The 24,263-nt window shown below is 63.4% G+C and carries 22 protein-coding genes; 9 read left to right on the top strand and 13 right to left on the bottom strand.

The annotated features are described in order from the left end of the window. Positions 1 to 431: 431 nt before the first annotated feature. Both DT068_RS24230 and DT068_RS24235 read left to right on the top strand, forming a co-directional pair. Positions 432 to 950 carry a PH domain-containing protein gene (locus DT068_RS24230; protein ID WP_119392480.1) on the top strand — a complete coding sequence of 173 codons (519 nt, stop codon included), beginning with the start codon at positions 432 to 434 and terminating at the stop codon, positions 948 to 950. Between the two features lie 635 nt (positions 951 to 1,585). After that, on the top strand, positions 1,586 to 3,799 hold the full coding sequence (locus tag DT068_RS24235; RefSeq protein ID WP_119392631.1) for an esterase-like activity of phytase family protein: 2,214 nt from the start codon (positions 1,586 to 1,588) through the stop codon (positions 3,797 to 3,799). A gap of 312 nt (positions 3,800 to 4,111) precedes the next feature. Here the strand turns inward: DT068_RS24235 and DT068_RS24240 are convergent, their stop codons facing one another. Further along, a complete protein-coding gene (locus DT068_RS24240) occupies positions 4,112 to 5,686 on the bottom strand; it encodes a 2-isopropylmalate synthase (protein WP_119392481.1) in 1,575 nt (524 codons plus the stop codon). Between the two features lie 495 nt (positions 5,687 to 6,181). On the opposite strand from DT068_RS24240, the gene DT068_RS24245 reads away from it, so the two are divergent. Next, a complete protein-coding gene (locus DT068_RS24245) occupies positions 6,182 to 6,418 on the top strand; it encodes a PA2433 domain-containing protein (protein ID WP_119392482.1) in 237 nt (78 codons plus the stop codon). Between the two features lie 138 nt (positions 6,419 to 6,556). Further along, entirely contained in the window at positions 6,557 to 6,799 is a 243-nt protein-coding gene (locus DT068_RS24250) for a hypothetical protein (RefSeq protein WP_162914420.1), read from the top strand. 269 nt (positions 6,800 to 7,068) lie between these two features. Here the strand turns inward: DT068_RS24250 and DT068_RS24255 are convergent, their stop codons facing one another. The 5 genes from DT068_RS24255 to DT068_RS24275 all read right to left on the bottom strand — a co-directional run bounded on the left by DT068_RS24255 (position 7,069) and on the right by DT068_RS24275 (position 12,348). Next, on the bottom strand, positions 7,069 to 7,989 hold the full coding sequence (locus DT068_RS24255) for a PhzF family phenazine biosynthesis protein (protein WP_119392484.1): 921 nt from the start codon (positions 7,987 to 7,989) through the stop codon (positions 7,069 to 7,071). Positions 7,990 to 8,067: 78 nt separating this feature from the next. Continuing rightward, positions 8,068 to 8,430 carry a DUF1850 domain-containing protein gene (locus DT068_RS24260; RefSeq protein WP_119392485.1) on the bottom strand — a complete coding sequence of 121 codons (363 nt, stop codon included), beginning with the start codon at positions 8,428 to 8,430 and terminating at the stop codon, positions 8,068 to 8,070. Then, positions 8,427 to 10,541, bottom strand: a complete 2,115-nt coding sequence (locus DT068_RS24265) for a TRAP transporter permease (protein ID WP_119392486.1) — start codon at positions 10,539 to 10,541, stop codon at positions 8,427 to 8,429. The genes DT068_RS24260 and DT068_RS24265 overlap by 4 nt, the downstream gene beginning before the upstream one ends. A gap of 29 nt (positions 10,542 to 10,570) precedes the next feature. Beyond that, positions 10,571 to 11,494 carry a TAXI family TRAP transporter solute-binding subunit gene (locus DT068_RS24270; protein WP_119392632.1) on the bottom strand — a complete coding sequence of 308 codons (924 nt, stop codon included), beginning with the start codon at positions 11,492 to 11,494 and terminating at the stop codon, positions 10,571 to 10,573. Between the two features lie 134 nt (positions 11,495 to 11,628). Then, positions 11,629 to 12,348, bottom strand: a complete 720-nt coding sequence (locus DT068_RS24275; RefSeq protein ID WP_119392487.1) for an NUDIX hydrolase — start codon at positions 12,346 to 12,348, stop codon at positions 11,629 to 11,631. A gap of 76 nt (positions 12,349 to 12,424) precedes the next feature. Between DT068_RS24275 and DT068_RS24280 the strand changes: the two genes are divergently transcribed. The 4 genes from DT068_RS24280 to DT068_RS24295 all read left to right on the top strand — a co-directional run bounded on the left by DT068_RS24280 (position 12,425) and on the right by DT068_RS24295 (position 17,801). Next, a complete protein-coding gene (locus tag DT068_RS24280; RefSeq protein ID WP_119392488.1) occupies positions 12,425 to 14,476 on the top strand; it encodes an oxidoreductase in 2,052 nt (683 codons plus the stop codon). A 173-nt stretch (positions 14,477 to 14,649) separates the two neighbouring features. Then, positions 14,650 to 15,912 carry a L,D-transpeptidase family protein gene (locus DT068_RS24285; RefSeq protein WP_119392489.1) on the top strand — a complete coding sequence of 421 codons (1,263 nt, stop codon included), beginning with the start codon at positions 14,650 to 14,652 and terminating at the stop codon, positions 15,910 to 15,912. Positions 15,913 to 16,095: 183 nt separating this feature from the next. Next, complete coding sequence (locus DT068_RS24290) at positions 16,096 to 16,695, top strand: DUF4893 domain-containing protein (protein ID WP_368905117.1); 600 nt, start codon at positions 16,096 to 16,098, stop codon at positions 16,693 to 16,695. Then, on the top strand, positions 16,692 to 17,801 hold the full coding sequence (locus DT068_RS24295) for an FUSC family protein (protein ID WP_162914421.1): 1,110 nt from the start codon (positions 16,692 to 16,694) through the stop codon (positions 17,799 to 17,801). The genes DT068_RS24290 and DT068_RS24295 overlap by 4 nt, the downstream gene beginning before the upstream one ends. Here the strand turns inward: DT068_RS24295 and DT068_RS24300 are convergent. Continuing rightward, on the bottom strand, positions 17,765 to 18,262 hold the full coding sequence (locus tag DT068_RS24300) for a heme-degrading domain-containing protein (protein WP_119392492.1): 498 nt from the start codon (positions 18,260 to 18,262) through the stop codon (positions 17,765 to 17,767). The genes DT068_RS24295 and DT068_RS24300 overlap by 37 nt on opposite strands. Further along, positions 18,249 to 18,668 (bottom strand): winged helix-turn-helix transcriptional regulator, encoded by a 420-nt coding sequence (locus DT068_RS24305; RefSeq protein ID WP_119392493.1) that lies wholly within the window; start codon positions 18,666 to 18,668, stop codon positions 18,249 to 18,251. The genes DT068_RS24300 and DT068_RS24305 overlap by 14 nt, the downstream gene beginning before the upstream one ends. A gap of 220 nt (positions 18,669 to 18,888) precedes the next feature. Here DT068_RS24305 and DT068_RS24310 point away from each other — a divergent pair, with 220 nt between their 5' ends. Next, positions 18,889 to 19,743 carry an NmrA family NAD(P)-binding protein gene (locus DT068_RS24310; protein ID WP_162914422.1) on the top strand — a complete coding sequence of 285 codons (855 nt, stop codon included), beginning with the start codon at positions 18,889 to 18,891 and terminating at the stop codon, positions 19,741 to 19,743. Between the two features lie 17 nt (positions 19,744 to 19,760). Here DT068_RS24310 and DT068_RS24315 read toward each other — a convergent pair whose 3' ends face one another. From DT068_RS24315 to DT068_RS24335, 5 genes are all read right to left on the bottom strand, one after another. Next, the gene (locus tag DT068_RS24315) at positions 19,761 to 20,123 is read right to left on the bottom strand and encodes a GNAT family N-acetyltransferase (RefSeq protein ID WP_119392495.1); all 363 of its coding nucleotides are present in this window, start codon (positions 20,121 to 20,123) and stop codon (positions 19,761 to 19,763) included. A gap of 111 nt (positions 20,124 to 20,234) precedes the next feature. After that, the gene (ilvC, locus tag DT068_RS24320) at positions 20,235 to 21,254 is read right to left on the bottom strand and encodes a ketol-acid reductoisomerase (protein ID WP_119392496.1); all 1,020 of its coding nucleotides are present in this window, start codon (positions 21,252 to 21,254) and stop codon (positions 20,235 to 20,237) included. Between the two features lie 174 nt (positions 21,255 to 21,428). Continuing rightward, positions 21,429 to 22,622, bottom strand: coding sequence for an FAD-dependent oxidoreductase (locus DT068_RS24325; protein WP_119392497.1), 1,194 nt, complete (start codon positions 22,620 to 22,622; stop codon positions 21,429 to 21,431). Positions 22,623 to 22,788: 166 nt separating this feature from the next. After that, positions 22,789 to 23,421, bottom strand: a complete 633-nt coding sequence (locus tag DT068_RS24330) for a LysE family translocator (RefSeq protein ID WP_119392498.1) — start codon at positions 23,419 to 23,421, stop codon at positions 22,789 to 22,791. A 28-nt stretch (positions 23,422 to 23,449) separates the two neighbouring features. Then, on the bottom strand, positions 23,450 to 24,205 hold the full coding sequence (locus tag DT068_RS24335; protein ID WP_119392499.1) for a pyridoxine 5'-phosphate synthase: 756 nt from the start codon (positions 24,203 to 24,205) through the stop codon (positions 23,450 to 23,452). Positions 24,206 to 24,263: the final 58 nt, after the last annotated feature.

Below are 24,263 nucleotides of genomic sequence, written 5' to 3' on the forward strand. Positions count from 1 at the left end.
AGGTCAAGACTGCACCACAGGCCGTAGACATGACTGCATCCTGCGCACTGCCCACAAAAATCGCTTCGCAAACCTCTTGCCAACAGGGCGCCGTCCAGACATGACAGTGCATTTAATTCCGAGCGGTTTCGTGACAGCGCACTTGACATCTCTCCGACCACATAACCTCGCGATCTATGATCGCCTTCGCTCCTGTTGGCGTGCTCTGCCTGCTGCGTCGATATTTTGTGCACCGAAATCCTCCAACAAGAGCAGTGGCGTCTTGGTCCACGGTGAGCTTGACGTTCGTCAGGTCGTTCGTACTATGGCGGCCAGTCAGTGGCCGACGGCGACGAACGAGGGTGACCCGCGACTGACTTCCGATCCGGGCACCCATTGCCCAAGGGGTAACTGCGCTCGAGACGCAAGGGTCTGCGACGGAGGACATTGTTTTGGCAGGCGACCCACTTCCAATTGTTTTCAAGGGGACGTCGCGCCTCAAGCTGATTTTGCTCGCCTTTGGTATCGCGCTGATCGGGATTGGGATCATGATGATCTTCGATCAGGACGGCGGCTTGGTGGGTCCAGCAGGTCCATTCCGCCAGCAAACGCATCCGTCGGCGGTCGGGTGGATGGTCTGTGGCACCGGCCTCGCCTTTACGGTCCTCGCACTAGTGTACCTGGCGCGAGATTGCCCGCGGTTGGAACTCAACGACGAAGGCATTCTCTACAGTCGGTGTCTAGGCACCACACGCATTGCGTGGGGCGAACTCGACCGGGCCGAACTCCGGCGGCATACCGAGACGCGGGGGATCGGAGCCGAGATCGACTACCTGATGCTGGTGGCCACCGATGGCCGGGAGGTTGTGATTTCGGGACCGGTCGCTCCAACTAATGCTCAGGTTGCGCAGCTGCACGAGACTATCACCCGTCTCGCGGCAGGTTTCTGCCCGACGCGCCCGGTGCGTTGACCGCCACGCCGCCCGATTGCGGTGTGAGCGCATATTTTTCCGACGCTTTGAAGATAATGGACTCAAGCGGGAGTCCGAGAATGCGCGGATTTCACGCGCGACTCAGCGTTCCAAAGCGTGCCAGCCCGTCGCTTCGCAGTCTCCCGCTGCTCTTGACATTGCGTGCGCAAATGGCGTTTGGGAAATACCACGGTCGGAAACTGCGTCGGCTGCCGTGGACTATGACAACGCCTGGTCCAGAACAGTCGACAGGATCGGGCAAGCATCGAATTCCCTGATATTCCCTGCTCGGTCTGCTAAGTCATTGAAATAGCCGAGGCGAGATCTTTTTTGCGAAAATTCCCTGTAATTCCCTGTAAATTCCCTGTATCCGTTCAACGGCTCAAATCGCCGTCCCGTCAGGCCTGAAGCGGGAAATACCGGCTGTTCACCGGTGAAAAAATCGAACTTTTGCCAGGCCGATCAAGAAAATAAACGCCCCTGCTCTCTCCGAAGCCGATTGTGTGGATGATCCATCTTGATGATCGATCTTTTCCACCGCCTGCGCCTTCCTCTCCCCGTTGTCATCTGATCTTCATCCGCGCCTTCTCTAACTTCCCTTGGACGATTCCAACGGCACATCCATGGGGACATTCATGCTCACACCGATTATCCGCACGACACTCGCGGCGGCCCTGCTTTCCGGCACGGCGCTCGCTTCCAATGCCGCCGAGGTCTTCAACCGCATCGCCACCTTCCATGTGGTCGACAACCTGCCCAGGGACGCCGATCCGAAGAAATCGACCGTGGCCGAGATCATCACCGCCACCGCCGACGGCAATACGCTCGTCTATACCGACAGCCCGGGCGAGCGCATCGGCCTCATCGACATCACCGACCCCAAGTCGCCCAAGCCCTTGGGGACCGTGGCGCTGGGCGGCGAGCCCACCTCGACCGTCGTCATGGGCAATTATGCCCTCGTCGGCGTCGTCACCTCGAAATCGAAAGCCGAGCCCTCGGGCCATCTGGCGGTCGTCGATCTCGCCACGAAGGCGGTCGCCGGAACTTGCGATCTCGGCGGCCAGCCCGATTCGCTGGCCAGGAGCGCCGACGGCAAATTTCTCGCCATCGCCATCGAGAATGAGCGCGACGAGGACGTGAACGAGGGCAAGATGCCGCAGCTTCCCGGCGGCTTCCTGGTGAGCTTCGGCGTCGGCGCCGACGGCATGGTCGATTGCGCCGGCAGGAAGGTGATCGATGTCTCGGGCCTCGCCCGGATCGCGCCCGAGGACCCCGAGCCCGAATTCGTCGACATCAACGGCAGGAACGAAGTGGTGCTGAGCCTCCAGGAGAACAACCACATCGTCATCGCCGATCTTAACGTCGGCAAGGTCACGCAGAATTTCAGCGCCGCCGCCGTCGACCTGACAGGGATCGATATCAAGAAGGACGGTGTGATTTCGCTGACCAGCAAGATGGAAGCTGTCAAGCGCGAGCCCGATGCCGTGGGCTGGATCGATGACGAGCGTTTCGTCACCGCCAATGAGGGCGATCTCGAAGGCGGCAGCCGCGGCTTCACCATCTTCAGGAAGGACGGCACGGTCGATTATGACAGCGGCAATTCCTTCGAGCATGAGGTGGTGCGCCTCGGCCATTACCCCGACAAGCGCAACAAGAAGGGCAGCGAGCCGGAGGGCGCGGAAGTCGCGAGCTTCGGCGCCGACAAGCTGCTGTTCATCGGTTCGGAGCGCGGCTCGCTGGTTCTCGTCTACAAGGATGAAGGTGCGGGCAAGGCGCCGACCCTCCTGCAGGCTTTGCCGGGCGGCATCGGGCCCGAGGGCCTGCTGGCGATCCCTCAGCGCAAGCTCTTCGTCACCGCCGCCGAGACCGATCTGCGCGAGGATGGCCTGATCGGTTCCGTCGTCACCCTCTATGAACGCGGTGAAGGCGCCCTCGCCTATCCGACCCTCATCTCGGCCGATGACGCCAATGGCCTGCCGCTGCCCTGGGCGGCGATCTCCGGCACCGTTGCCGATGCGAAGGAGCCCGGCAAGCTCTTTGCGGTGACCGACAGCGCCTTCTCGCAAGGCCAGATCTACACGATCGATGCCACGAAGAAGCCTGCCGTCATCTCGGGCCGGATGATCGTCACCAAGGGCGGAGAGCCGGCGAAGCTCCTCGATCTCGAGGGCATCGCGCTCTCATCCGATGGCGGCTTCTGGCTTGCTTCCGAAGGCAATCCCGAGCGCGAGAAGGACAAGACCCGCTCCATGCTGGTCAGGACCGATGCAAAGGGCGCCATTCTCGAGGAGATCGCCATCCCCGAGACGCTCGCCGCTGAGGCGACGCGCTTCGGCTTCGAAGGTGTCACCGTCACGGGCTCGGGCGCCGAGGAGACCATCTGGCTCGCCGTCCAGCGCGAATGGAAGGACGATCCCAAGGGGCTGACCAAGCTTCTGGCCTACAAGCCTTCCGACAAGAGCTGGGGTGCCGTGCATTATCCGCTCGACAAGGCGGAAAAGGGCTGGGTCGGCCTGTCGGAAATCACCTCAGGCCCGGGCGGCCTCGTGGTGATCGAGCGCGACAACCAGGTCGGCCGCGATGCCAGGATCAAGAAGCTGGTCTTCATTCCCCAGGACAGCCTCAAGCCCGCTCCGCTTGGCGGCCCGCTGCCGGTCGTCGCCAAGAAGGAGCTGCGTGACCTCCTGCCCGATCTCGAAGCACCCAAGGGCTTCGTCCTCGACAAGGTGGAGAGCTTCGCCATCGACGCGGCCGGCGATGCCTATATCATCACCGACAATGACGGCATCGATGACCATTCCGGCGAAACCCAGTTCATCGGCCTGGGCAAGCTGAATCTTCCGATGTAGGGGGCAGCTCTCCTCTCCAAGACACTTCCCCTCTCCCGTCCGAAGGATGGGAGAGGGTGCCCGAGAGGGCGGGTGAGGGCTCTTTGGCTCAAGATGTTGGCCCACTTCGCGGGAAAAGAGCCCTCATCCGGCCTATCGGACGAGCGCTGTTTACCCTCCCCCTTGCGGGGAGGGTCGACGCGAAGCGGCGGGGTGGGGGTCGGGTGGTCTTTCAAGATCACCGGATAGCGATGCAGCAGATAGAACTCGTTTCTGCAAGACCACCCGACCCCCACCCCTAACCCCTCCCCGCAAGGGGGAGGGGAACTGTGCTTACGGCCCTCTCCTCGCTTCGCCGCGCGCCAGGGTGACGCCTTCGAGCTGGCCCTTGGCCTGCTTGATCTTGAGCTTGTTGAGCGCCGACACATAGGCCTTGGCCGAGGCGACCAGCGTGTCGGGATCCGCCCCCTTGGCGGTCACCGACTTGCCCTGCGCCTCGTCATCGAGCCTGATCGACACTTCGGCCTGCGCATCGGTGCCCTCGGTCACCGCATGCACCTGATAGAGGGCGAGCTTCACCTCATGCGGCACCAGCGCCTTGATGGCGTTGAAGATCGCATCGACCGGGCCGTTGCCGGTCGCCTGCCTGGTCACATGATGGCCGTCGATGTCGAGGGTGAGCGTCGCCGTCTGCGGTCCCATCGTGCCGGCGATCACGGTGAGCGACAGAACCTTGATGCGCTCATGCTGCTGCGCGATCTCGCCATCGACCAGCGCCTCGATATCCTCGTCATAGACATGCTTCTTGCGGTCGGCCAGCGCCTTGAAGCGCGCAAAGGCGTCCTCGAGCTGGTTCTCGCCCAATTCATAGCCCAGCTCCTTGAGCTTCTCCTTGAAGGCATGGCGGCCGGAATGCTTGCCCATGACCAGCGAGGTCTTGGTCACGCCGACCGAGGCCGGCGTCATGATCTCATAGGTTTCGGTGTTCTTGAGCATGCCGTCCTGGTGGATGCCCGATTCATGCGCGAAGGCGTTGCGCCCGACGATCGCCTTGTTGTACTGCACCGGGAAGGACGTCACCGCGGCGACAAGCTTCGAGATGCGGTTGAACACGGTGCTGTCGACGCCGGTATGGTAGGGCAGCACATCGCCCCGCGTCTTGATCGCCATCACCACTTCTTCGAGGGCCGCATTGCCGGCGCGCTCGCCGATGCCGTTGATGGTGCATTCGATCTGGCGCGCCCCGCCATGGACGCCCGCCAGCGAATTGGCCACCGCGAGACCGAGGTCGTCGTGGCAGTGGACCGAGAACACCGCCTTGCCGGCATTGGGCACGCGCTCGCGAATATCCTCGAACATCTTCTGATATTCCTGCGGAGTCGCATAGCCCACCGTGTCCGGCAGGTTGATGGTCGTCGCTCCCGCCTTGATCGCCGTCTCCACGCAGCGGCAGAGATACTCGATCGGCGTGCGCGTCGCGTCCATCGCCGACCATTCGACATTGTCGACGAGATTGCGGGCTCTCGCCACCGTCGTCGAGATGATGTCGAGCACCTCCTCCTGCGTCTTCTTCATCTGGTGCGCCAGATGGATCGGCGAGGTCGACACGAAAGTGTGGATGCGGGGCTGCCTGGCATGCTTCACCGCCTCGCCGCAGCGGTCGATGTCCTTGTTGATCGCCCGCGCGAGGCCGGCGATCACCGCCTTCTTGGCGCGCTTTGCGATGGCCGAGACCGCCTCGAAATCGCCGTCCGAGGCGATCGGGAAGCCGGCCTCGATGATGTCGACCCCCATCTCGTCGAGGATGTCGGCGACCGCGAGCTTCTCGTCATGGGTCATGGTGGCGCCGGGGGCTTGCTCGCCGTCGCGCAAGGTGGTGTCGAAGATGACGACCTGGTCGGAATTCATGGGTTTTGTCCTGTCATGGCGCCGGAATTATCCGGCTTGCGGCCTTAAGATCTGGTTTGGAAAACTGGCATCCCCTGAAGACCCGCCCGTGACAGGGCTGCCGGCATTCAGGGGCATCTAAGAAGAAGGCCAAGACCGAGCAGGCCGGCGCCGAGGCAGCCGGTCGGGGCAAGGGTCTGGGTGGATGCATGAGCCATGTCGGGGCTGTTGATAGCCTAAGCGCGGGCCCCGCGCAACCTCGCCTCTTCATCCCACCATTTCCCTTCTCCCGTCCGGAGGATGGGAGAAGGTGCCCAAAGGGCGGATGAGGGCTCTTTCTCGAAGCGTTCAAGAGTCCTGCATTTTGCAGGCAAAGAGCCCTCACCCGGCCTTCGGCCACCCTCTCCCATTGCTTCGCAACGGGCGAGGGGAAGACGGTAAGGAATACCCCTCCCCCGCCCGGCGTAGCTTGTAAGGGAGTGCAGTCCGGATGGACCGGGCAAAAAGGAGGATCCCATGAAGAAAGCCCTGATAATCGCCTCGTTCCTGGCTCTGGCGACGCCCGCTTTCGCCAGCCAGTGCCCTGCTTTGATGAACAAGATCAATGAAGCCATGAAGACGGCCCAGCTCGATGACGCCAAGAAGGCTGAGGTCATGGACCTCTACAACAAGGGCAAGGCCGCCCATGATGCGGGCGATCATCCCGCCTCCGAAGCGAGCCTGAATGAAGCGCTGAAGCTTCTCGGCATGTAATTTCTTCCGCTCCAGCCAGAGGCCCGGGCCCGTTCCCGGGCCTTTTGCTTGTGCGCCAGCTATCGGCTAAAAGCCTGCAAAGTTCCGACATGTTTGTCGGGCATCGTGCTGTCCAGTTGCTTTCCGGGGATATCGATCATGAGGCTGTCTCTTCTTGCGCTCGCTTTGCTGGCCGCCGCCGCGGCGCCGGCCTTTGCCGATCAATGCCAGGACGAGGTCAGGAAGATCGAGGCGGCGCTCGCCTCCAAGGATGTATCGAGCGACGATCGCGCCCAGCTCGAGGACATGAAGAAGCAGGCGGCCCAGCTCTGCGCCGCCGGCAACACCCAGGAAAGCCTGGACGTCTCGGCCGAAGCCAAGGCGATGCTCGATATCGATTGATCTCTTACGAACCCTCTCAGAATATCCCCCCTCGCCCGTTGCGAAGCAATGGGAGAGGGTGGCCGAAGGCCGGGTGAGGGCTCTTTGGCTACAAAGGGCATCGTGTTGGGATGTTTATAAGGTGTCGAGCAAGAGCCCTCATCCGCCCTCTTGCCTTCGCGAAGCCGAGGTTCCTCCCCGACAGAGCAGATAACGTCCGCTTCGGCGAAGCAAGGTCGGGCACCTTCTCCCATCCTCCGGACGGGAGAAGGGAAGAGAAGGAAATACCGTCACACCGTAATCACGCCGGCGCAGACGCGCACCGCCTGGCCGCCTACCCGCACCTCCGTGAGATCGCCTTCAGCGACATCGGCTTCGAGCACGAGGTCGCTTGGCCGCTTCATCTCATAGCCCTGCTCGATGACGAAACGGTGCTTGCCGTCCTTGAGCCTGTCGGAGATCAGGAGCTGGCGCGCCAGCAGCGCCGTCGCCGATCCGGTGGCGGGATCCTCGGGGATGCCGCCGCCCGGCGCGAACATGCGCGAGCGGAAGGAGGTCTCCTTGCCGTCGCCGCCCCTGGTATAGACATAGGCCGCATCGACCGCGGCTTCATGCTTGCCGAGGACGGACATGAGGGCGCCCCAGGCCGGCTCGCAGGGCCGCGACTTTTCGAGGATCTTGCGTGACGGCACCGGCACGAAGAAGAAGGTCGGTCCGCCTCTGAGCATGATCGGCGCATGATCGTCGAAGCCGATCTCGTCCGCCGCAATGCCGAGCGCCGCCGCGATATCAGCTTTCGCCGGACCGTCGGCCACTTTAACCGGCACGACGGGCGCCTTGAACATGCCATGCGGCACATCGCCGATGCGCGTGACCTTGACCGGCACCAGCCCCGCCACTTCCTCGAGCCTGATCTCGGTCTCGAACGAGCAGCCCGGCTTGTTCTTCATCTCGGCGAGCAGGATGGCGCAGCCCAGCGTCGGATGGCCGGCAAAGGGCATCTCGCCGCCGGGGAAGAAGATCCTGACCCGCGCGGTGTTGTTGGCATCGCTGGGCTTCATCACGAAGATCGTTTCCGAGAGATTGAACTCGCGCGTGATCGCCTGCATTTGCTCCGTCGACAGAGCATCGGCGTCATGCACGACGGCCAGCGGATTGCCGCCGAAGCGCCGGTTGGTGAAGACATCGAGGGTGTTGAATTTGAGATCCATGGGCGCGATTGGTAATCGCGGATTTGGGCCGCGGCAAGAGAAGTATTGCACCCTGACGAATTGTCGGGGTGCAATCCGTCAGGGCGCGCAGACCGTCACGACCGCGGGCTCGCCGGGCTTGCTGCCGATCGCCGCGCATTTGCCTGACGCGCACAGGGTCCAGCCGCCTCCCGTCGCGCCTGACGCGGCCAGCACCAGCTGGCGCTGCGGTTTGACCTGCGGAACATAGGACCACCAGCCGTCTTTCAGGATGGCGCCTTCAGGCGGCTCCATGCCGGCGCCCGAGCCCATGACGCGCGCCGCGACGACCTCGAGGCCGGAAGGCGTCGCTTTCCAGTCCTCCTCCCAGCGCGTCTTCTCCACCGAATGCGTCCAGCTCAGCGTGAAGGCGGCGCCGGCCAGCAGCGTGGTCGTCCCGCCGGCGAGGATGCAGATGCTCACAGCCCCGCCGTCGGTGTCGGAGCGGTGGCAGCACCTCGCATGCGGTACCAGTGGAGGGCGAATACGATCACGGCCAGCACGAAACCGATCTCGTCGGTCATCGGCAGTGTGGCGACGAGCGTGAAGGCCGACGCTGCCGCAAGCAGCCTTTCCCACCACGTCATCCGCCCCTTGAGGAAGCCGATGACGGCCGTGCCCCACAGGCCGATCGCCAGCGTGGTCTTGACCAGGACATAGGCCACGGCCGGCCAATAGCCGATCGTCGCGGCCAGCGGCCCGCCATCCTGAAGCATGAGCACCGGATTATAGACCGCCATGAACGGCACCACGAAACCGGCGGCAGCGACCTTGATGGCCTCGAACGAGATTCTGAGCCCGCTTTCCCTGGCGATGGGCGCGGCGGCGAAACAGGCCAGCGCCACCGGCGGCGTCAGATCCGCCAGGATGCCGAAATAGAAGACGAACATATGGCTGACGAGCAAGGGCACGCCGAGTTGCAGCAGCGCCGGTCCCGCGATCGACGATGTGATGATGTAGTTCGGGATGGTCGGTATGCCCATGCCGAGGACGATGCAGGTCACCATCGTCAGGAGCAGCGACAGGAGGAGGCTCGATTCCCCGACCGACACGATGAAGGCGCCGAAGGTAGTGGCGGCGCCGGTGAGCGTCAGGGTGCCGATGATGATGCCGACGACGGCGCAGGCTATGCCTACGGGCAGCGCGGTGCGCGCGCCTTCCGCCAGCGAGTCGCGGCAGTCGATCAGGGTCCGGCGTCCGCCGCTGACGAAGATGTTGATGAGTATCAGCGCCGCGCCGGCCACCAGAATGACATTGATGCCAAATCGGAAGAAGCTGGCGGCGATGAGGCCGAGGCCGATCCAGAAGATGACGCGCAGCACCGTCGACGGCAGGCCGAGCGCCACCGAGCCGCCGAGGATCAGGAGCACCGTGAGCGCAAGGCCGATCGTGCCGGCATAAAGCGGCGTGTAGCCGGAGAACAGGAGATAGACCAGCACGGCGAGCGGCAGGATCAGGTACCAGCCCCCGCGCAGCGCTTTGATGGGCGACGGCAGGTCGGCTTTCGCCATGCCGGTCAGATTGTGCTTGCCCGCCTCGAGATGCACCATCCAGAAAGCCGCGGCGAAATAAAGCAGGGCCGGGATCACCGCCGCCTTCACCACTTCATAGTATTCGACGCCCAGCGTCTCGGCCATGATGAAGGCGACCGCGCCCATGACCGGCGGCATGATCTGTCCGCCCATCGAGGCCGTCGCCTCGACGCCGCCGGCGAAGGCCGGGCGATAGCCGAAGCGCTTCATCAGCGGAATGGTGAACTGGCCGGTGGTCACGACATTGGCCACGCCGGAACCTGAGATCGTGCCCATCAGGGCCGACGCGATGACCGCGACCTTGGCGGCGCCGCCGCGCGCATGGCCGACGCAGCCGAGCGAGACATCGGTGAACAGCTTGATCATCCCGGCGCGCTCCAGGAACGAGCCGAACAGGATGAAGAGGAAGATATAGGTGGCGGAGACATAGATCGGGATGCCGTAGATGCCTTCGGTCCCGTAAGCCATCTGGTCGATGATCTGCGCGAAGTCGTAGCCGCGATGGTTCAGCGGCGCCGGCAGATACTGGCCGAGCAGCGCATAGGCCAGGAAGCCGCCGGAAATGATCGGCAGGGCAGCCCCCATCAGCGCATAGCCGGCGGCGAAGACGGTGATGAGCGCCACCACGCCGAAGACGATATCGAGCGTCGTCGGATCGCCCGCCCTGAGGATCAGCGGCTGATACTCGACATACTGATAGAGCGCGACGGCGAGGCCTGCGAACGCCAGCAGCCAGGCGCCGGCCTTTGCCGGCCGCGAAAGGCCATAGGCGCCGGCGACCAGCGGAAAGGTCAGCAACATCAGGAAGCCGAGATGAAAGGCCCTGAGGATCTGGCTCGGCACGCTGAGGATATGGGCTGCGGTCGCGATCTGGAAGAGCGCGAAGGCGACCGCGATCCAGAACAGCACACGGCCCTCGATCGTCGGCGCGAACCCGCCGCCGGTCGGGTCATGCGAAATATCGGTGGCCGGCGCGGTCGCCGCTTTGTCGGTGGTTGTCATGTGAGCTTCCGGAGAGAAGCGTCAATCACCTAAAGCAGGCCTTTTTCCTTGTAGTAGCGCTCGGCGCCCGGATGCAGCGGTATCGGAAGTCCCTTGGCCGCGCCCTCGGGCTTGATCGCCTTCGCCGCATTGTGCGCCGCGACCATCGTGTCGAGATGCGCGAACAGCTGGCTGGTCATCTGATAGGCCTGCTCGTCCGCGACATCGGCACGCGTCACCAGGATGTTGGTGATCGACAGCGTCGGCACGTCCTCCTTCTGGCCTTCATAGGTGCCCGCCGGAATGACGGCCGCCTGGAACGGCGCGCCAAGCTTCTGGGCGACCTCGGCCGGAACCGCGACGACCGTGATCGGCACCGATGTCGCCAGGTCCTTGATGGAAGCGACGCCGAGGCCGGCCGATTGCAATGTGGCATCGAGCTGCCGGTTCTTGATGAGCTCGACCGACTCGCCGAATGGCAGGTATTCGGTCTTGCCGAGATCGTCATAGCTCATGCCGAGCGCGCCGAAGATCGCGCGCGCATTGAGTTCGGTGCCCGATTTCGGCGCGCCGACCGACAGGCTCTTGCCCTTGAGGTCGGCGAAGGATTTGATCCCCGAGTCCTGGCTGGCGACGACCTGCACGAAATTCGGATAGATCGCGCCGATGGCCCGCAGCTTGTCGAGCTTCTTGGGGAAGCCCGCTTCCGCATCGCCGTCGGCCGCGGCCTTGACCGAGTCGCCCAATGCGAAGGCGATCTCGCCCTTGCCCTGCTGCAGCAGATTGAGATTCTCGACCGACGCCTTGGTCACCTGCACCTGCGTGCGCACACCCGCGATGTTCTTGCCATAGATCTCCGACAGGGCCACGCCAAGCGGGTAATACACACCGCTGGTGCCGCCGGTCAGGATATTGATGAATTCTTCCGCGCTGGCCGGCGTTCCGAGCCCTGGCGCGACGACAGCGCCGCCCATCAGCGCAAGGAGACTGCGGCGCGAGACTTGTGTCATGAGGTTCCTCCCTGTCGGTGTCTTCTGTTTAGTCCTGAGACTGTTCTCTCAAGGACAGCCCGTCAAGCGCAATCCTACTTTCGCCAGACATGTTTCCGTCACGGCGGCTTGATCAAATATCGTGCAAGCGCAACGGCATAGGGTGGGATTGCTGAATCGATTTGTGAGGACGACCGGATGACCTCTATGTCGCTGAGCTCGTCCTCATGGGCGCCGGGCAGATAGCTTCGCACGCGCTGCGCCAGCGCCGCGGCATCGCTGGCGAAATGAAAGACCTGGGCCACCGACAGACGCGGCCCATCGAAGATGGCCAGCAGCTCGCCGCGCTCGGCTTCTTCGGCCTTGAGGCCGGTCTCCTCTTCGAGCTCGCGGGTGATCGAGCCCATGATGTCGACCTCGCCGTCGGCGCCGACATCCTTCATTTCGAGCGATCCTCCCGGAGGATAGACCTTGCCCGCATTCAGCGTATGGCTCGCCATGCGCCCATAGAGCACCGCCCCATCGGCGCTCAGCACCGCCGCCGACCCGAAGACATTGCACACATCCTTGTCGGGCCAGCCCCAGTCGCGCCAGGCGACGAAGCTCGCATAGTCGGTCTTGATGAATTGTCCGGTGAGCGCTTCGCCCGTGATCGCGGCGCCGGAGCAGATCAGCACATCGCCATTCCAGATCCTGGGATTGCCATCGGCAAGCTTGCGCCAATGCGCGCCGATGCGTTGCTTTTCCGCCTCGGCAAAGGCCCAGCTGCCCGATTTCAGCCGGAGATCGAGGGATTTGATGGCAACGGGCTTGATCAGTTGGGGTGATTTGTCGTGCATCGGTGGGAATTGGTCCAGGGCTGGCGGAATTGGTTCGTCATTGGTACACAGTTGCTCCCTTCTTATCGAGACCACCATGACCCGCGATCCCCGCTACGACATCCTTTTCGAGCCCATCCGCATTGGCCCGGTCACCGCGCGCAACCGCTTCTATCAGGTGCCGCATTGCAATGGCATGGGCTATCGTGACGCTTCGGCGCTGGCCGCCATGCGCGGCATGAAGGCGGAAGGCGGCTGGGCGGTCGTCTGCACCGAGATGGTGGAGGTCCATTCCGGCAGCGACGTGGCGCCCTATGTCGAATTGCGCAACTGGGACGATCAGGACATCCCCACCCTCGCCCGCATCGCCGACAGGATCCACGAGCACAAGTCGCTCGCCGGCATCGAGCTCTGCCATTCGGGCTATACCGCCGCCAATCTCTATTCGCGCGAGACGCCGATGGCGCCTATGGCGATGAACGTCTCGACCTATCATTTCGACCCCGTTCATGCGCGCGCCATGGACAAGGACGACATAAGCAACTTGCGCAAGATCCACCGCGCCGCGGCATTGCGCGGCAAGAAAGCGGGCTACGACCTCATCTATGTCTATGCCGGCCACGGGCTTGGCATCTTCCAGCAATTCCTATCGCGCGCCACCAATGACCGCATCGATGAATATGGCGGCTCGCTCGCCAACCGCGCGCGCCTGCTGCGCGAGGTGATCGAGGATACCAAGGACGCGGTCGGCGACACCTGTGCCGTGCCGGTGCGTATCGCCATGAGCGAGTTTCTGGGCGCCGACGGTCTCGAGCCCAACGAGGTCGAGGATGCGATCGGCATGATGGCCGAGTTGCCCGATCTCTGGGACCTGTCGCTTGCCGCCTGGCCCAAGGATTCGCAGACCTCGCGCTTTTCGGAGGAAGGCTTCCAGGAGCCCTATATCAAGGGCGTCAAGAAGCTGACGACGAAGCCCGTCGTCGGCGTCGGGCGCTACACCTCGCCCGATACGATGGTGCGCGTCATCCGCCAGGGCATCATGGACATGATCGGCGCGGCCCGTCCCTCGATCGCCGATCCCTATCTGCCGAAGAAGATCGAGGAAGGCCGCATCGACGACATTCGCGAATGCATCGGCTGCAATATCTGCGTCACCGGCGACTATACCAAGACGCCGTTGCGCTGCACCCAGAACCCCTCCATGGGCGAGGAATGGCGCAAGGGCTGGCATCCCGAGCGCATCCGCCAGAAGGAGAAGGACGCGCAGATCCTCATCATCGGTGCGGGACCTGCGGGCCTCGAGGCCGGCCGCGCGCTGGGCCAGCGCGGCTATCAGGTGACGATCGCCGATGCCGCGCGCGAGGCCGGCGGCCGCGTGGCGCTTGAATGCCGCCTGCCCGGCCTTGCCGCCTGGGGCCGGGTGCGCGACTGGCGCCTCCTCCAGATCGGCAAGATGCCGAACGTCAATCTCTATCTCGAAAGCGAGCTCACCGCCGACACCGCCCTCGAATTCGGCGCCGATCATATCGTCTGCGCCACGGGCGCCCGGTGGCGGCGCGACGGCGCCGGCCATCACCAATATCTGCCGGTTCCGGTCGCTGCGGCGATCGAGGTCTTAACTCCCGACGATCTCATGTCGGGAATGAGGCCGCGCGGCAAGGAAGCCGTCATCTTCGACGACGATCATTATTACATGGCGAGCGTGCTCTGCGAGCTTCTGGTGAAGGAGGGCATCACGGTGACCTATGTCACCCCGGCATCGGTCGCCGCCGCCTATACCGTCAACACCATGGAGCAGAAGATCATCCAGGCGCGCCTGCTCGACATCGGCGTGAAGATCATCGCCGGACAGGCTTTGTCGGCAATCGAGGCGTCGGGCCCCGTCACCTCTTGCATCTATACCGGCAAGGAAGAGCGGCACGAGACGGCAAGCCTTGTCCTCGTCACCTCGCGCAAGGCCGATGACGCCCTCTATCAGGGCCTCAAGCAGATGGGCGCGCCGGTGACCGCGATTGGCGATGCCTGGGCGCCGGCGGCCATCGCCCATGCCGTCTATGCCGGGCGAAGGTTTGCCGAGGAATTCGAGGCAAAACCGACGGATGTGCTGGAAGTTCCCTTCCGCCGCGAAATGATCGCCTTGTCGGTCTAGAGCAAATCCCGCCAAAGTTGCAGACTTTGGCGATAAGGATTTGCTCAAAGATATTAATTTGGCGCGCGATCGGACGGAAAACCGGCTTCCACTTTTCCTGATCGCGCGCCGAATTAATCCTCGGTTTACCAAGATCGCCGAGTCTCAGGTTAAGACCTGGGACAGCTCCGATCATGACACGGCCTATCATCACTCTCGCTTTCCTCCTTTCCGCTGGATTTGCGGCACCCGCTTTTGCCCAGTCCAACGACTATACGGGCTCCATCGCCTCGCTCACCCGCCAGGCGCCGACGGGCAAGCTCGCCACCCAGACCGAGGTGCTGGCGGGCGAGGCCCAGGCGGCCCTGCTGACGCCCTCCTCGCCCCAGGCGATGGATGCGGCAGTCGCCATGTATGACCACATCACCCGCAATGGCGGCTGGCCGCGGATCACCGAGCGCAATCTCGAAAAGGGTGATTTCAGCGACCAGGTCGTGCGCCTGCGCCGGCGCCTGGTGGCCGAGGGTTATCTGCCACCCCACAGTCTCGAGGTCGACGAGCCGGAGAAATTTTCGCTCGAGATCCGCAATGCGGTGAAGGCCTTCCAGTCCAATCATGGCCTCGCCACGACCGGCAAGGTCGATGACCGCACCTTGGCCGAGCTCAATATCCCGGCCGGCGCCCGCTTGCGCCAGCTGCAGATCAACCAGCCGCGCGTCGCTGCCTATTCGGCCAGGCTCGGCCCCCGCTACATCCTCGTCAACATCCCCTCGGCCCAACTCGAGGCGGTGAATTTCGGCGCCGTCTATTCGCGCCACAATATCGTGGCCGGCAAGCTCGACCGTCCTTCGCCGGTGCTGATGAGCCGCATCAGCGACATCAATTTCAATCCCTATTGGACGGCACCCGATTCGATCGTCCAGCGCGACCTTCTGCCCAAGCTCGCCAAGGATCCCGACGTGCTGAGCAAGATGCGCATCCGCGTCATCGAGAAGGCGAGCGGCCGCGTGATCGACCCGCGCTATGTCGACTGGCAGGCGACGCCGAGCAATCTCTACCTGTTCCGCCAGGACCCCGGCGACCAGAATGCCATGGCGACCGTCAAGATCAACTTCCCCAACAAATATGCGGTCTATCTGCATGACACGCCGACCCGCGAATTGTTCGGCCAGAATGCCCGCTATCTGAGCTCGGGCTGCATCCGCGTCGATCGCGTCGATGTGCTGGTGAACTGGATCCTGTCCGGCCAGGATGGCTTCGATGCCGGCATGATCGAGACCATTGCCCATACCGGCGAGCGCCTCGACAAGCGGGTGAAGAACGGCCCCGATCTCAGGATCATGTATCTGACCGCCTGGGCGACCGAGGACGGCCGCATCCATTTCCGGCCCGACATCTATCATCTCGACGGCAGCGGCTTCGTCACCGGCCAGCCGCAGCCGCGCAGCGAATTCTAGCAAAATCCTCGTGCTGAGGTGCGAGCGCAGCGAGCCTCGAAGCACGATCCAGGAACACAGGTCGTGCCGCTCGCCACCCTTCGAGGGCCGCTACGCGGCCACCTCAGGGTGAGGGTCTAGTTAAGCGGCTTGCTGCTTCGATCCGCTGTCTCTAGCATCCGCTCGACTGTCACGGAGGCTTCGATGCGCGGTTCATTTCACATGCTGACTCGCTATGGCGTTTTCGCCCTGGTAATGATGGCTGCCTCGATCACCGCGCATGCCGACGGCGAGATCGGCAAGCTCATGACCGCTGCCGACAAGCAGCGTCTGGCCGCCTTTGACAAGACGAGGGCCGAAGCAATTGCCGAAGCGAAGAAAGGCGGCGCGCCGGAAGATGTCGCGACATTGGAGAAGATCCTCGCCGGCAAGGATCTCAGCTTTTCGGAAAGTTTTGATTTTACCGGCAATTGGCGCTGCCGTACGGTGAAGCTCGGCGGCAACCTGCCGCTCATCGTCTATGGTTGGTTCAAATGCCGGGTGACTGATGATGGCTCCGGCTGGAAGCTCGAGAAGCTGACCGGCTCGCAGCGCACTTCAGGCGCCTTCTATACCGACAGCGGCACAAGGCTCATCTATATCGGCGCGGCGCATTACGCAGACGAGAAGCCGAAGCGCTATGCGAGCGATCCCGACCGCGACGAGGTCGCCTATGTGCTGCGACCGGACGAGAACCGCGTCCGTCTCGAATTCCCCTTGCCCAAATATGAATCGAAGCTCGATATCATCGAGCTCATCAGGTGAGGCTGGAAAACCCGCTGGCTTTCTTCCGCCGGCACATGGCCGAGCTGCGCCATGCCTTGCGTGTCGTCATCGCCGTCGTCGCCGCTTTCGCGGTGGTGAAGCTTGCCGGACTTCCACAGGGCTGGTGGGCCGTCATCACCGCTCTCCTCGTCGTCCAGACCAGTGTCGGCGGCTCACTCAAGGCGGCGCTGGATCGTTTGTGGGGCACGATCGCCGGCGCGCTCTATGGCGCCCTCATCGCCATCATCGTCCCGCACGCGACCGACATTGGCCTGGCGCTGGCGATCGCGGTGGCGATCCTGCCGCTGGCCTATCTCGCCGCCGTGAACCCGATCTTTCGCGTCGCCCCGGTGACCGCCCTCATCGTCATGCTGCCGATCTACGGGCCGTCGTCCGATCCCATGCTGTCGGCCTTCGATCGCGTTCTCGAGATCGTCATCGGCAATATCGTGGCGCTGGCCGTCACTTTCGTGGTCCTGCCCACCCGCGCCCACAGCCAGCTGCGCGAAGCCGCCGCCAGGGTAGCGAGCCTCAATGCCGATCTCTTGGACAATCTGGTGGGCGGTCTCCTGAATGATGCGGGCCGCCAGGGCACCCCGCCCATCCATGCCAGGATCCGCGCCGCCCTGAAGCAGACCGAGACCGCCGCCGAGGAAGCAGCGCGCGAGCGTAAGATGCGGGTGAGCGACGAGCGCGATCCCGAGCCCGTGGTGCGCACGCTCTATCGCGTGCGCCATGACCTGGTGATGGTGGGACGCGCCGCGGTGAAGCCCCTCCCCACCGCCATTCTCGGCGATTTCAGCCCGCTTCTGACGACGCTGCGCAACGATGCGGGCGCCGTGCTCAGGGGAATATCGACGAGCCTTCTCGCCCGCACCGCGGCGCCGGCACTCGACAATTATCAGGCGAGCGCCCGCGCTTTGGCACAGGCGATCGAAGCTCTGGGCGAGGACCGGAAGCGGCTGCCGCGTGAGGAGACGGCGCGGCTCTTCACCTTGCGTTTCGCCCTGGAGCAGTTGGGCGATGACATGCGCGATCTCGCCTCACGGACGAGCGAGATGTCAAAAGGTCATTCTGGCCCGAGCGCCAGCCCCTCCAGCGGCTGATCGAGGACACCTGCCAGCGCCTCGACCACCAGATTATGGTCCTCGCGCTGCGGCAGGCCGGAGACCGTGATGGCGCCAATGATCCCGGCCCCCTCGACATGAATGGGGAAGCTGCCGCCATGCGGCGCGAAGTCCATGGGCGACACGCCGCGATGCGTATCGAGTGTGTCGTTCTTGGCGCTAAGCTCGCGCCCCACCCGGTATGAGCTCTTGAGATAGCGCAGCACCACATTGCTCTTGCGCCGCACCCAGTCGGGATTGTCGGGCGTGCTGCCAGCAAAGGCGCAATAGAACAGCTGCCGGCCGGCGAGGCGGATATCGATGACGATCGGCAGCTTGCGGGCCTCGCCCAGCTCGCGCAGTCTGGTTCCGATCTGCCAGGCGGTGTCTTCATCGAAGCGTTTGAAGCGCAGGCGCTGCTCCTGCACAACGATCTTCTCGATATCCTCATTGATGGCCACTGGAAACTCCTGCCCGGTCGAAAGACACCCGTGCCTTGCGCACCTTGTCGTGATTGCGGTCGGACCATTGCACGAGATGCTCGAGCGGGTCCATGAGCGATGTGCCGAGCTTGGTCAGCCGGTAGTCGACCGAGGGCGGCACGGTCGGATAGACGGTGCGCAGAATGAGCCCGTCGCGCTGCAGGTCACGCAAGGTCTGGGTGAGCATGCGCTGCGAGATGTCGCCGATCAGGCGCTTGAGCGCGCCGAAGCGCTGCGGCCCGTCCTCCAGGTTCTTGAGGATCAGCACGCTCCATTTGTCACCGATGCGGTCGAGCACGTCGCGCACCGGGCATTTGGCGATGAGTGCAGCCCCGGCACCCGCCGGCATGGGCGGAATACGGATGATGCCTTCGGCAGATCGCATGGGTGGTTACCTCCACATAACCAGGCGCGGGAAAAGTGCCGTCTTTCGCACCCACCCGGAACGCCCTATCTGAATGCAAGTCTCAAAAAGAGACTAGCACTCTACGCATCGGACCGAAAAGTGCCAAGCGGTTTTCGGATAATCCGATGCGAAACAAGGAACAGATCGCACGTTCCGATTCTGTCGGAACGGGCGATCGAACAGCATGATGGAGATTTCCATGTATTTCGTCACCGGCGCCTCCGGCAAGCTTGGCCAGCTTGTCGCCCATGAACTCGCGAAACTCACGGCACCGGGCAATGTGACACTGGGCTCTCGCGATCCGGCCAAGCTCGCAGCCTTTGCCGGCCAGGGCTTTCACACGGCAGCTTTCGACTTCGACAAGCCCGCGACCATGCAAGCGGCCCTCAAGGGCAGCAAGCGCCTGCTCCTGATCTCGGGTGACGCGCCGGTCGATGAGCGCATCCGCCAGCACAAGGCGGCCATCGATGCGGCCAAGGCGGCCGGCGTTGCGACCATCATCTATACGAGCTTCACCAATGCGCGGCCCGAAAGCCTGTTCACTTTCGGCAAGATCCACGCCGAGACCGAGGCCTGTATCAAGGCGTCCGGCCTCGCTTACATTTTCCTGCGCAACAACCAGTATGCCGAGAACATCGCCAGCGCCATCGCGCATGCCAGGGAGACCGGCGCCTATGCCGTCCATGGCGGCAAGGGCAAGGTCGCCTATATTCCGCGCGCCGACATCGCCTTCGCCGCAGCGACAGCCCTTCTCGCCGGCCCCGAGGCCAATGGCACCTATGAGATCACCGGACCTGAGGCCTATGACGCGGCTGCGGTCGCCCGGATCCTCTCCCGCAAATGGGGCAAGGAGATCAAGGTCGCCGAATTGCCACGCGAGGTTCTGGCATCCATCCTGACCGGCGCAAAGCTGCCAGCCTTCATGGTCGAGGCCCTGATCAGCATCCACGAAGCCAATGCCGCCGGTGAAATGGCTGGCATGACCGGTGATTATGAGAAGCTCACCGGCCGCAAGCCCGAAAGCCTGGAAAGCTTCCTCAACCGCACTGCGTAAACGACAAAGCCGCTGGATCAAACCAGCGGCTTTTCCATCTTCGGCAGTTTTCTTCCCGGAATGGAGCCGGAGGGCGACCAGCCGATGATCCGGCATCCCATCTTCTCATAGAAGCCGACGGCATGGGGGTCGGAATCGAGGCCGATGGCGCGGGCACCCGCGGCGCGGGCGCGTTCTTCGAGCTTGCGCCACAGAGCACGTCCGACACCGCCCTGCTGGAGATCGGGCTCGACAAAGATCGGATTGACCACCGACACGCCGTCTTCTGGCGCTTCGAGACCGAAGAAGCCGACGATGGTCCCCTCGATCTCCGCCACCCAGACATCGCGCTGGCTGAGCGTGCGCTCGGCGATGGCAAGCTCCTCGCGGCACATCGCCATGAAGGCTTCATCGTAGCCATGCGATGCCTTGGATCACATGGCCAGATCGGTCAGGATTTCGACATCGGACCACGCCGCCGGCCTTATGACAAGCGGCGCGGTCATGCCTGTTCAGTTCCGGGTCTTGTCGACGAGCTTGTTCTTGGCGATCCACGGCATCATGGCGCGGAGTTTCTCGCCGACCTCTTCGATCGGATGCGCGTCGTTGACGCGGCGGATCGCCTTGAAGCTCGGCTGGCCGGCCTTGCATTCGCGGATCCATTCCGAGGTGAATTTGCCGGTCTGAATATCCTTCAGCACACGGCGCATTTCCTGCTTGGTCTCGTCAGTGATGATGCGCGGGCCCGTCTGGTATTCGCCGAACTCGGCCGTGTTCGAGATCGAATAGTTCATATTGGCGATGCCGCCCTCATAGATGAGGTCGACGATCAGCTTCACTTCGTGCAGGCATTCGAAATAGGCCATTTCCGGCGCATAGCCCGCTTCCACCAGCGTCTCGAAGCCGCCGCGGATCAGCTCGACCAGGCCGCCGCACAGGACCACCTGCTCGCCGAAGAGATCGGTCTCGCATTCTTCCTTGAAGGTCGTCTCGATCACGCCGGAGCGTCCACCGCCGATGGCCGAGGCATAGGAGAGCGCCAGATCATGCGCATTGCCCGAGGCATCCTGGTGGATGGCGATGAGGCACGGCACGCCGCCGCCCTTCTGATATTCGCCGCGCACCGTGTGGCCGGGGCCTTTGGGGGCGATCATCAGCACATCGATCGTCTTCTTGGGCTCGATCAGGTTGAAATGGATGTTGAGGCCATGGGCAAAGGCGATCGCGGCGCCATCGCGGATATTGGGGGCGATCTCGTCCTTCCAGATATCGGCCTGGAGCTCGTCCGGGGTGGCCATCATCAGCATGTCGGCCCATTTGGCGGCCTCGGCGACCGTCATCACCTTGAGACCGTCAGCTTCCGCCTTCTTGGCGGTCTCGGAGCCCTTGCGCAACGCCACCGCGAGGTTCTTGGCGCCGGAATCCTTGAGATTGAGAGCATGCGCCCGGCCCTGGCTGCCATAGCCCACAATGACGACCTTCTTGCCCTTGATCAGATTAACATCGGCATCCCGGTCATAATAAACGCGCATGAGAACTTCCCTCGTTGCTGAAAATGAGAACGGGCTTGAAAAGCCCGCAAATCCGGGGCGCACAATAGACATCGGGGTTCCAAAGGCAAGCGCGTTCGGTGCATAGGTCGATCCCGCCCGGATTTGAGATCCGGCCTGAACCGACCCGGCTAAGAGACTCAAAACCTTAAGTTTTCAAGGGCTTCGGCTGAAGTCTCCAGCGACGATGCGGGCCAGGCCCTTGGCCGCCAGGGGCACCCGGCTCATGGGCGCGACGAGCCAGTCGCGCAAGCCGGGCAGGATCAGGCTGTCCGACTGGTAGAATGGCGTGAAGACGGCGCTCATGAGCTGATAGAGCCGGACATGGCACCGGCGCTTCTTCGCATAGAGGGCGAGGGCCTCGTCGAGCCCGGTCCGTTCGGTGAAAGCCTCCGCCAGGGCTTTGACATCGAGCAGCGCCATATTGGCGCCCTGCCCCAGCTGCGGGCTGGTCGAATGGGCGCTGTCGCCCAGGAAGGCGATGCGAGGACCAAAGGGCAAGGGCAGAGTGTGGTGGCCATAGCCGGCCAGGATCATCTGGCCGGGGTCGATGATCTGCCGGAGCAAATTCTCTGTATCCGGCCACAGACGCGCAACCCGGTCGCGCCAAGGCCCGAGCCCTTGCGCCTTCCACAGCGGATAATCCCCGGTCTTGAGGCTCCAGAAGAAGGTCGTCTGCAGGTCATCGCCCGAAAAGCGCCGGCCGACCGGCAGCACGCCGATCATGACGGAGGCCTTCTCATAGCGCTGCTCGAGCGCTCGCGCATCGAAAGGACCGTCGCACCAGGGCAGCGTCGTCCATAGCGCGCCATAGGCGAGGCTTGTGCGCCGCACAGGTGCCGCCGCTTCGCCCAGCAGCGGTGAGCGGCTGCCCAGCGCGTCGACGACGAGATCGAAGGCGCCGAATTGTCGTCCCTTCTCCGCAATAAGGAGCGGGCGCCGGTCCGCGGCACGAACGAGCGCCGCGATCTTCACACCGGTCTCGATCGGCAGGCCGACGGCCTGCACCTCATCGAAGAGCACGTTGAACAATGCCGCGCGATGCACCGCCAGACCGCGCCGGCCATTGCCGAGCGCCGCGTAGCGCACATCGAGCACGATGCGGTTGGAACGGATCTCGCGGCCATAGAGCCGGTCGATCGGCGCGCCGAGCTCGCGCAGGCGGTCACCGAGGCCGAGCCAGTCCAGCGCATCGAGACCGGCCGGCTGCATCATCAGGCCCGAGCCGAGCGGCTTGGGCGCATCGAACTGATCGAAGAGCGTGACCCTATGGCCGATCCGCGTCAGCGCCAGGGCTGCGGCGAGCCCTGCTGGCCCACATCCGGCTATCGCGATGTCGAGGCTCTTCACGCTGTTCCTCATGGGCGAAGCGCAGAACCCTCGCCATCTCGATCAGACCAGGGAGGAGCGAATCCGCGGTCATCCCATGGCCAATAGAAATTTCGCGCAAATCTGGCAATGGCATCTTCGTCATAGCGCGCCATTTACGGGCGCCCGGGCATTCCTATTCCCGAGATCAGGCGGCGTCGCGGGCCTGCCAGAGGATCCTGAGGCTCAAGGCGCCGAGGAAAATACCGGTCACGCGATCGATCCATGCCTTGGCGCCGAGATAAAAGCGCCGAACCGGACCTGAGCCAAAGCACAGCGACACCAGCGTGTACCAGACGACCTCATTGGTGGTGACGATGGCGACAAGGGCCATCATCATCCAGCCGGGCACATCCTGCGGCAGCATCGCCACGAAGATGGAGCCGAAGAAAACCGCGACCTTGGGATTGGAAATCTGCGTGAGGAAGCCGCGCAGGAACGGATTGCGCCGCGCCGCCTCGCCATTCTGCTCGCTCATGTCGATGGGCTGCCGGGCATGGCGGAAGATCTGGATGGCGATCCACAACAGGAAGACAGCACCCGCCACCTTCATGCCGACGAACAGCCAGTGATGCAGCCGGAACAAGGCATTGAGTCCGAGCAGAGCGGCGCTCGCCCACACCACGGTGCCGGCGCCGAGCCCGAAGGCGATCTTGATGCCATCGAGGCGCGAGCGCGCCACGGCTGTCTGGGCGGTGATGAGGAAGCTCGGTCCCGGGCTGATGACGGCGAGAAGCTGCACGAAACCGATCGTCACCAGCGTGATCAGGCTTGCTGTCATGATGTTCCCCAGGTCGGATGCGTCGATCTTAGGCAGCTTCGCTGCGCAAGTCACCACAGGCCTGACGGAACAAGCGCACCGTCTCGGCCATGCCGAAGACGAGCGCATCGGCGGTGATCGCATGGCCGATCGACACTTCGCGCAAGTTGGGCAGCGCCGCCACCAGTCGCGGCAGGTTTTCGCGTGTCAGGTCATGGCCGGCATTGAGGCCGATGCCCGCCTTCTCCGCCGCCTTGCCGGTCGCCACCACCTTGCGGAATTCGCGCTCCATCGCCAAAGGCTCGAGCGCGCCGCCATAGGGACCGGTATAGATCTCGACGCGGTCCACGCCGACCTCTCTGGCGAGATGCGCAAGCTCGGGCTCGGGATCGATGAAGACCGACACCCTTATGCCCTGACTTTTGAAGCGGCTGGTCACATCGGTGAGGAAGCCCCGATGCGCCGCGATGTCCCAGCCATGGTCGGACGTCGCCTGGCCGATATCGTCGGGCACCAGGGTGACCTGGTCGGGCTTCGCGGCGCTCACCAGCTTGATGAAGTCGGGATCGGGATTGCCTTCGATATTATATTCGCGGCCGGGAAACTCCTTGCGGATCATGTCGCGCAAGATACCGACATCGCTCCTGCGGATATGGCGCTCATCGGGCCGGGGATGGACAGTCAGCCCATAGGCGCCCGCCTGGAGCGCGATGCGTCCGAGGCCTTCGACGCTCGGCCACGGCACATGGCGGCGGTTGCGCAGGAAAGCGATGGCATTCACATTGACGGAGAGCTTGGCAGACAAGGCACACCTCGAAGGTCTGAAGACAGCCTTGTCTACCAATGGAGTGGACGGTCAAAAA

Origin of the sequence: Taklimakanibacter lacteus (assembly GCA_003576695.1) — a bacterium.
GTDB lineage: Bacteria > Pseudomonadota > Alphaproteobacteria > Rhizobiales > Aestuariivirgaceae > Taklimakanibacter > Taklimakanibacter lacteus.

Bases quoted from the DNA above. Each gene is read 5' to 3' on its own strand.
- DT068_RS24235 (WP_119392631.1), top strand. From the start codon at position 1,586: ATGCTCACACCGATTATCCGCACGACACTCGCGGCGGCCCTGCTTTCC.
- DT068_RS24240 (WP_119392481.1), bottom strand. From the start codon at position 5,686: ATGAATTCCGACCAGGTCGTCATCTTCGACACCACCTTGCGCGACGGC.
- DT068_RS24245 (WP_119392482.1), top strand. From the start codon at position 6,182: ATGAAGAAAGCCCTGATAATCGCCTCGTTCCTGGCTCTGGCGACGCCC.
- DT068_RS24250 (WP_162914420.1), top strand. From the start codon at position 6,557: ATGAGGCTGTCTCTTCTTGCGCTCGCTTTGCTGGCCGCCGCCGCGGCG.
- DT068_RS24255 (WP_119392484.1), bottom strand. From the start codon at position 7,989: ATGGATCTCAAATTCAACACCCTCGATGTCTTCACCAACCGGCGCTTC.
- DT068_RS24265 (WP_119392486.1), bottom strand. From the start codon at position 10,541: ATGACAACCACCGACAAAGCGGCGACCGCGCCGGCCACCGATATTTCG.
- DT068_RS24270 (WP_119392632.1), bottom strand. From the start codon at position 11,494: ATGGGCGGCGCTGTCGTCGCGCCAGGGCTCGGAACGCCGGCCAGCGCG.
- DT068_RS24275 (WP_119392487.1), bottom strand. From the start codon at position 12,348: ATGCACGACAAATCACCCCAACTGATCAAGCCCGTTGCCATCAAATCC.
- DT068_RS24280 (WP_119392488.1), top strand. From the start codon at position 12,425: ATGACCCGCGATCCCCGCTACGACATCCTTTTCGAGCCCATCCGCATT.
- DT068_RS24285 (WP_119392489.1), top strand. From the start codon at position 14,650: ATGACACGGCCTATCATCACTCTCGCTTTCCTCCTTTCCGCTGGATTT.
- DT068_RS24290 (WP_368905117.1), top strand. From the start codon at position 16,096: ATGCGCGGTTCATTTCACATGCTGACTCGCTATGGCGTTTTCGCCCTG.
- DT068_RS24305 (WP_119392493.1), bottom strand. From the start codon at position 18,668: ATGCGATCTGCCGAAGGCATCATCCGTATTCCGCCCATGCCGGCGGGT.
- DT068_RS24310 (WP_162914422.1), top strand. From the start codon at position 18,889: ATGTATTTCGTCACCGGCGCCTCCGGCAAGCTTGGCCAGCTTGTCGCC.
- DT068_RS24315 (WP_119392495.1), bottom strand. From the start codon at position 20,123: ATGGCGATGTGCCGCGAGGAGCTTGCCATCGCCGAGCGCACGCTCAGC.
- ilvC (WP_119392496.1), bottom strand. From the start codon at position 21,254: ATGCGCGTTTATTATGACCGGGATGCCGATGTTAATCTGATCAAGGGC.
- DT068_RS24330 (WP_119392498.1), bottom strand. From the start codon at position 23,421: ATGACAGCAAGCCTGATCACGCTGGTGACGATCGGTTTCGTGCAGCTT.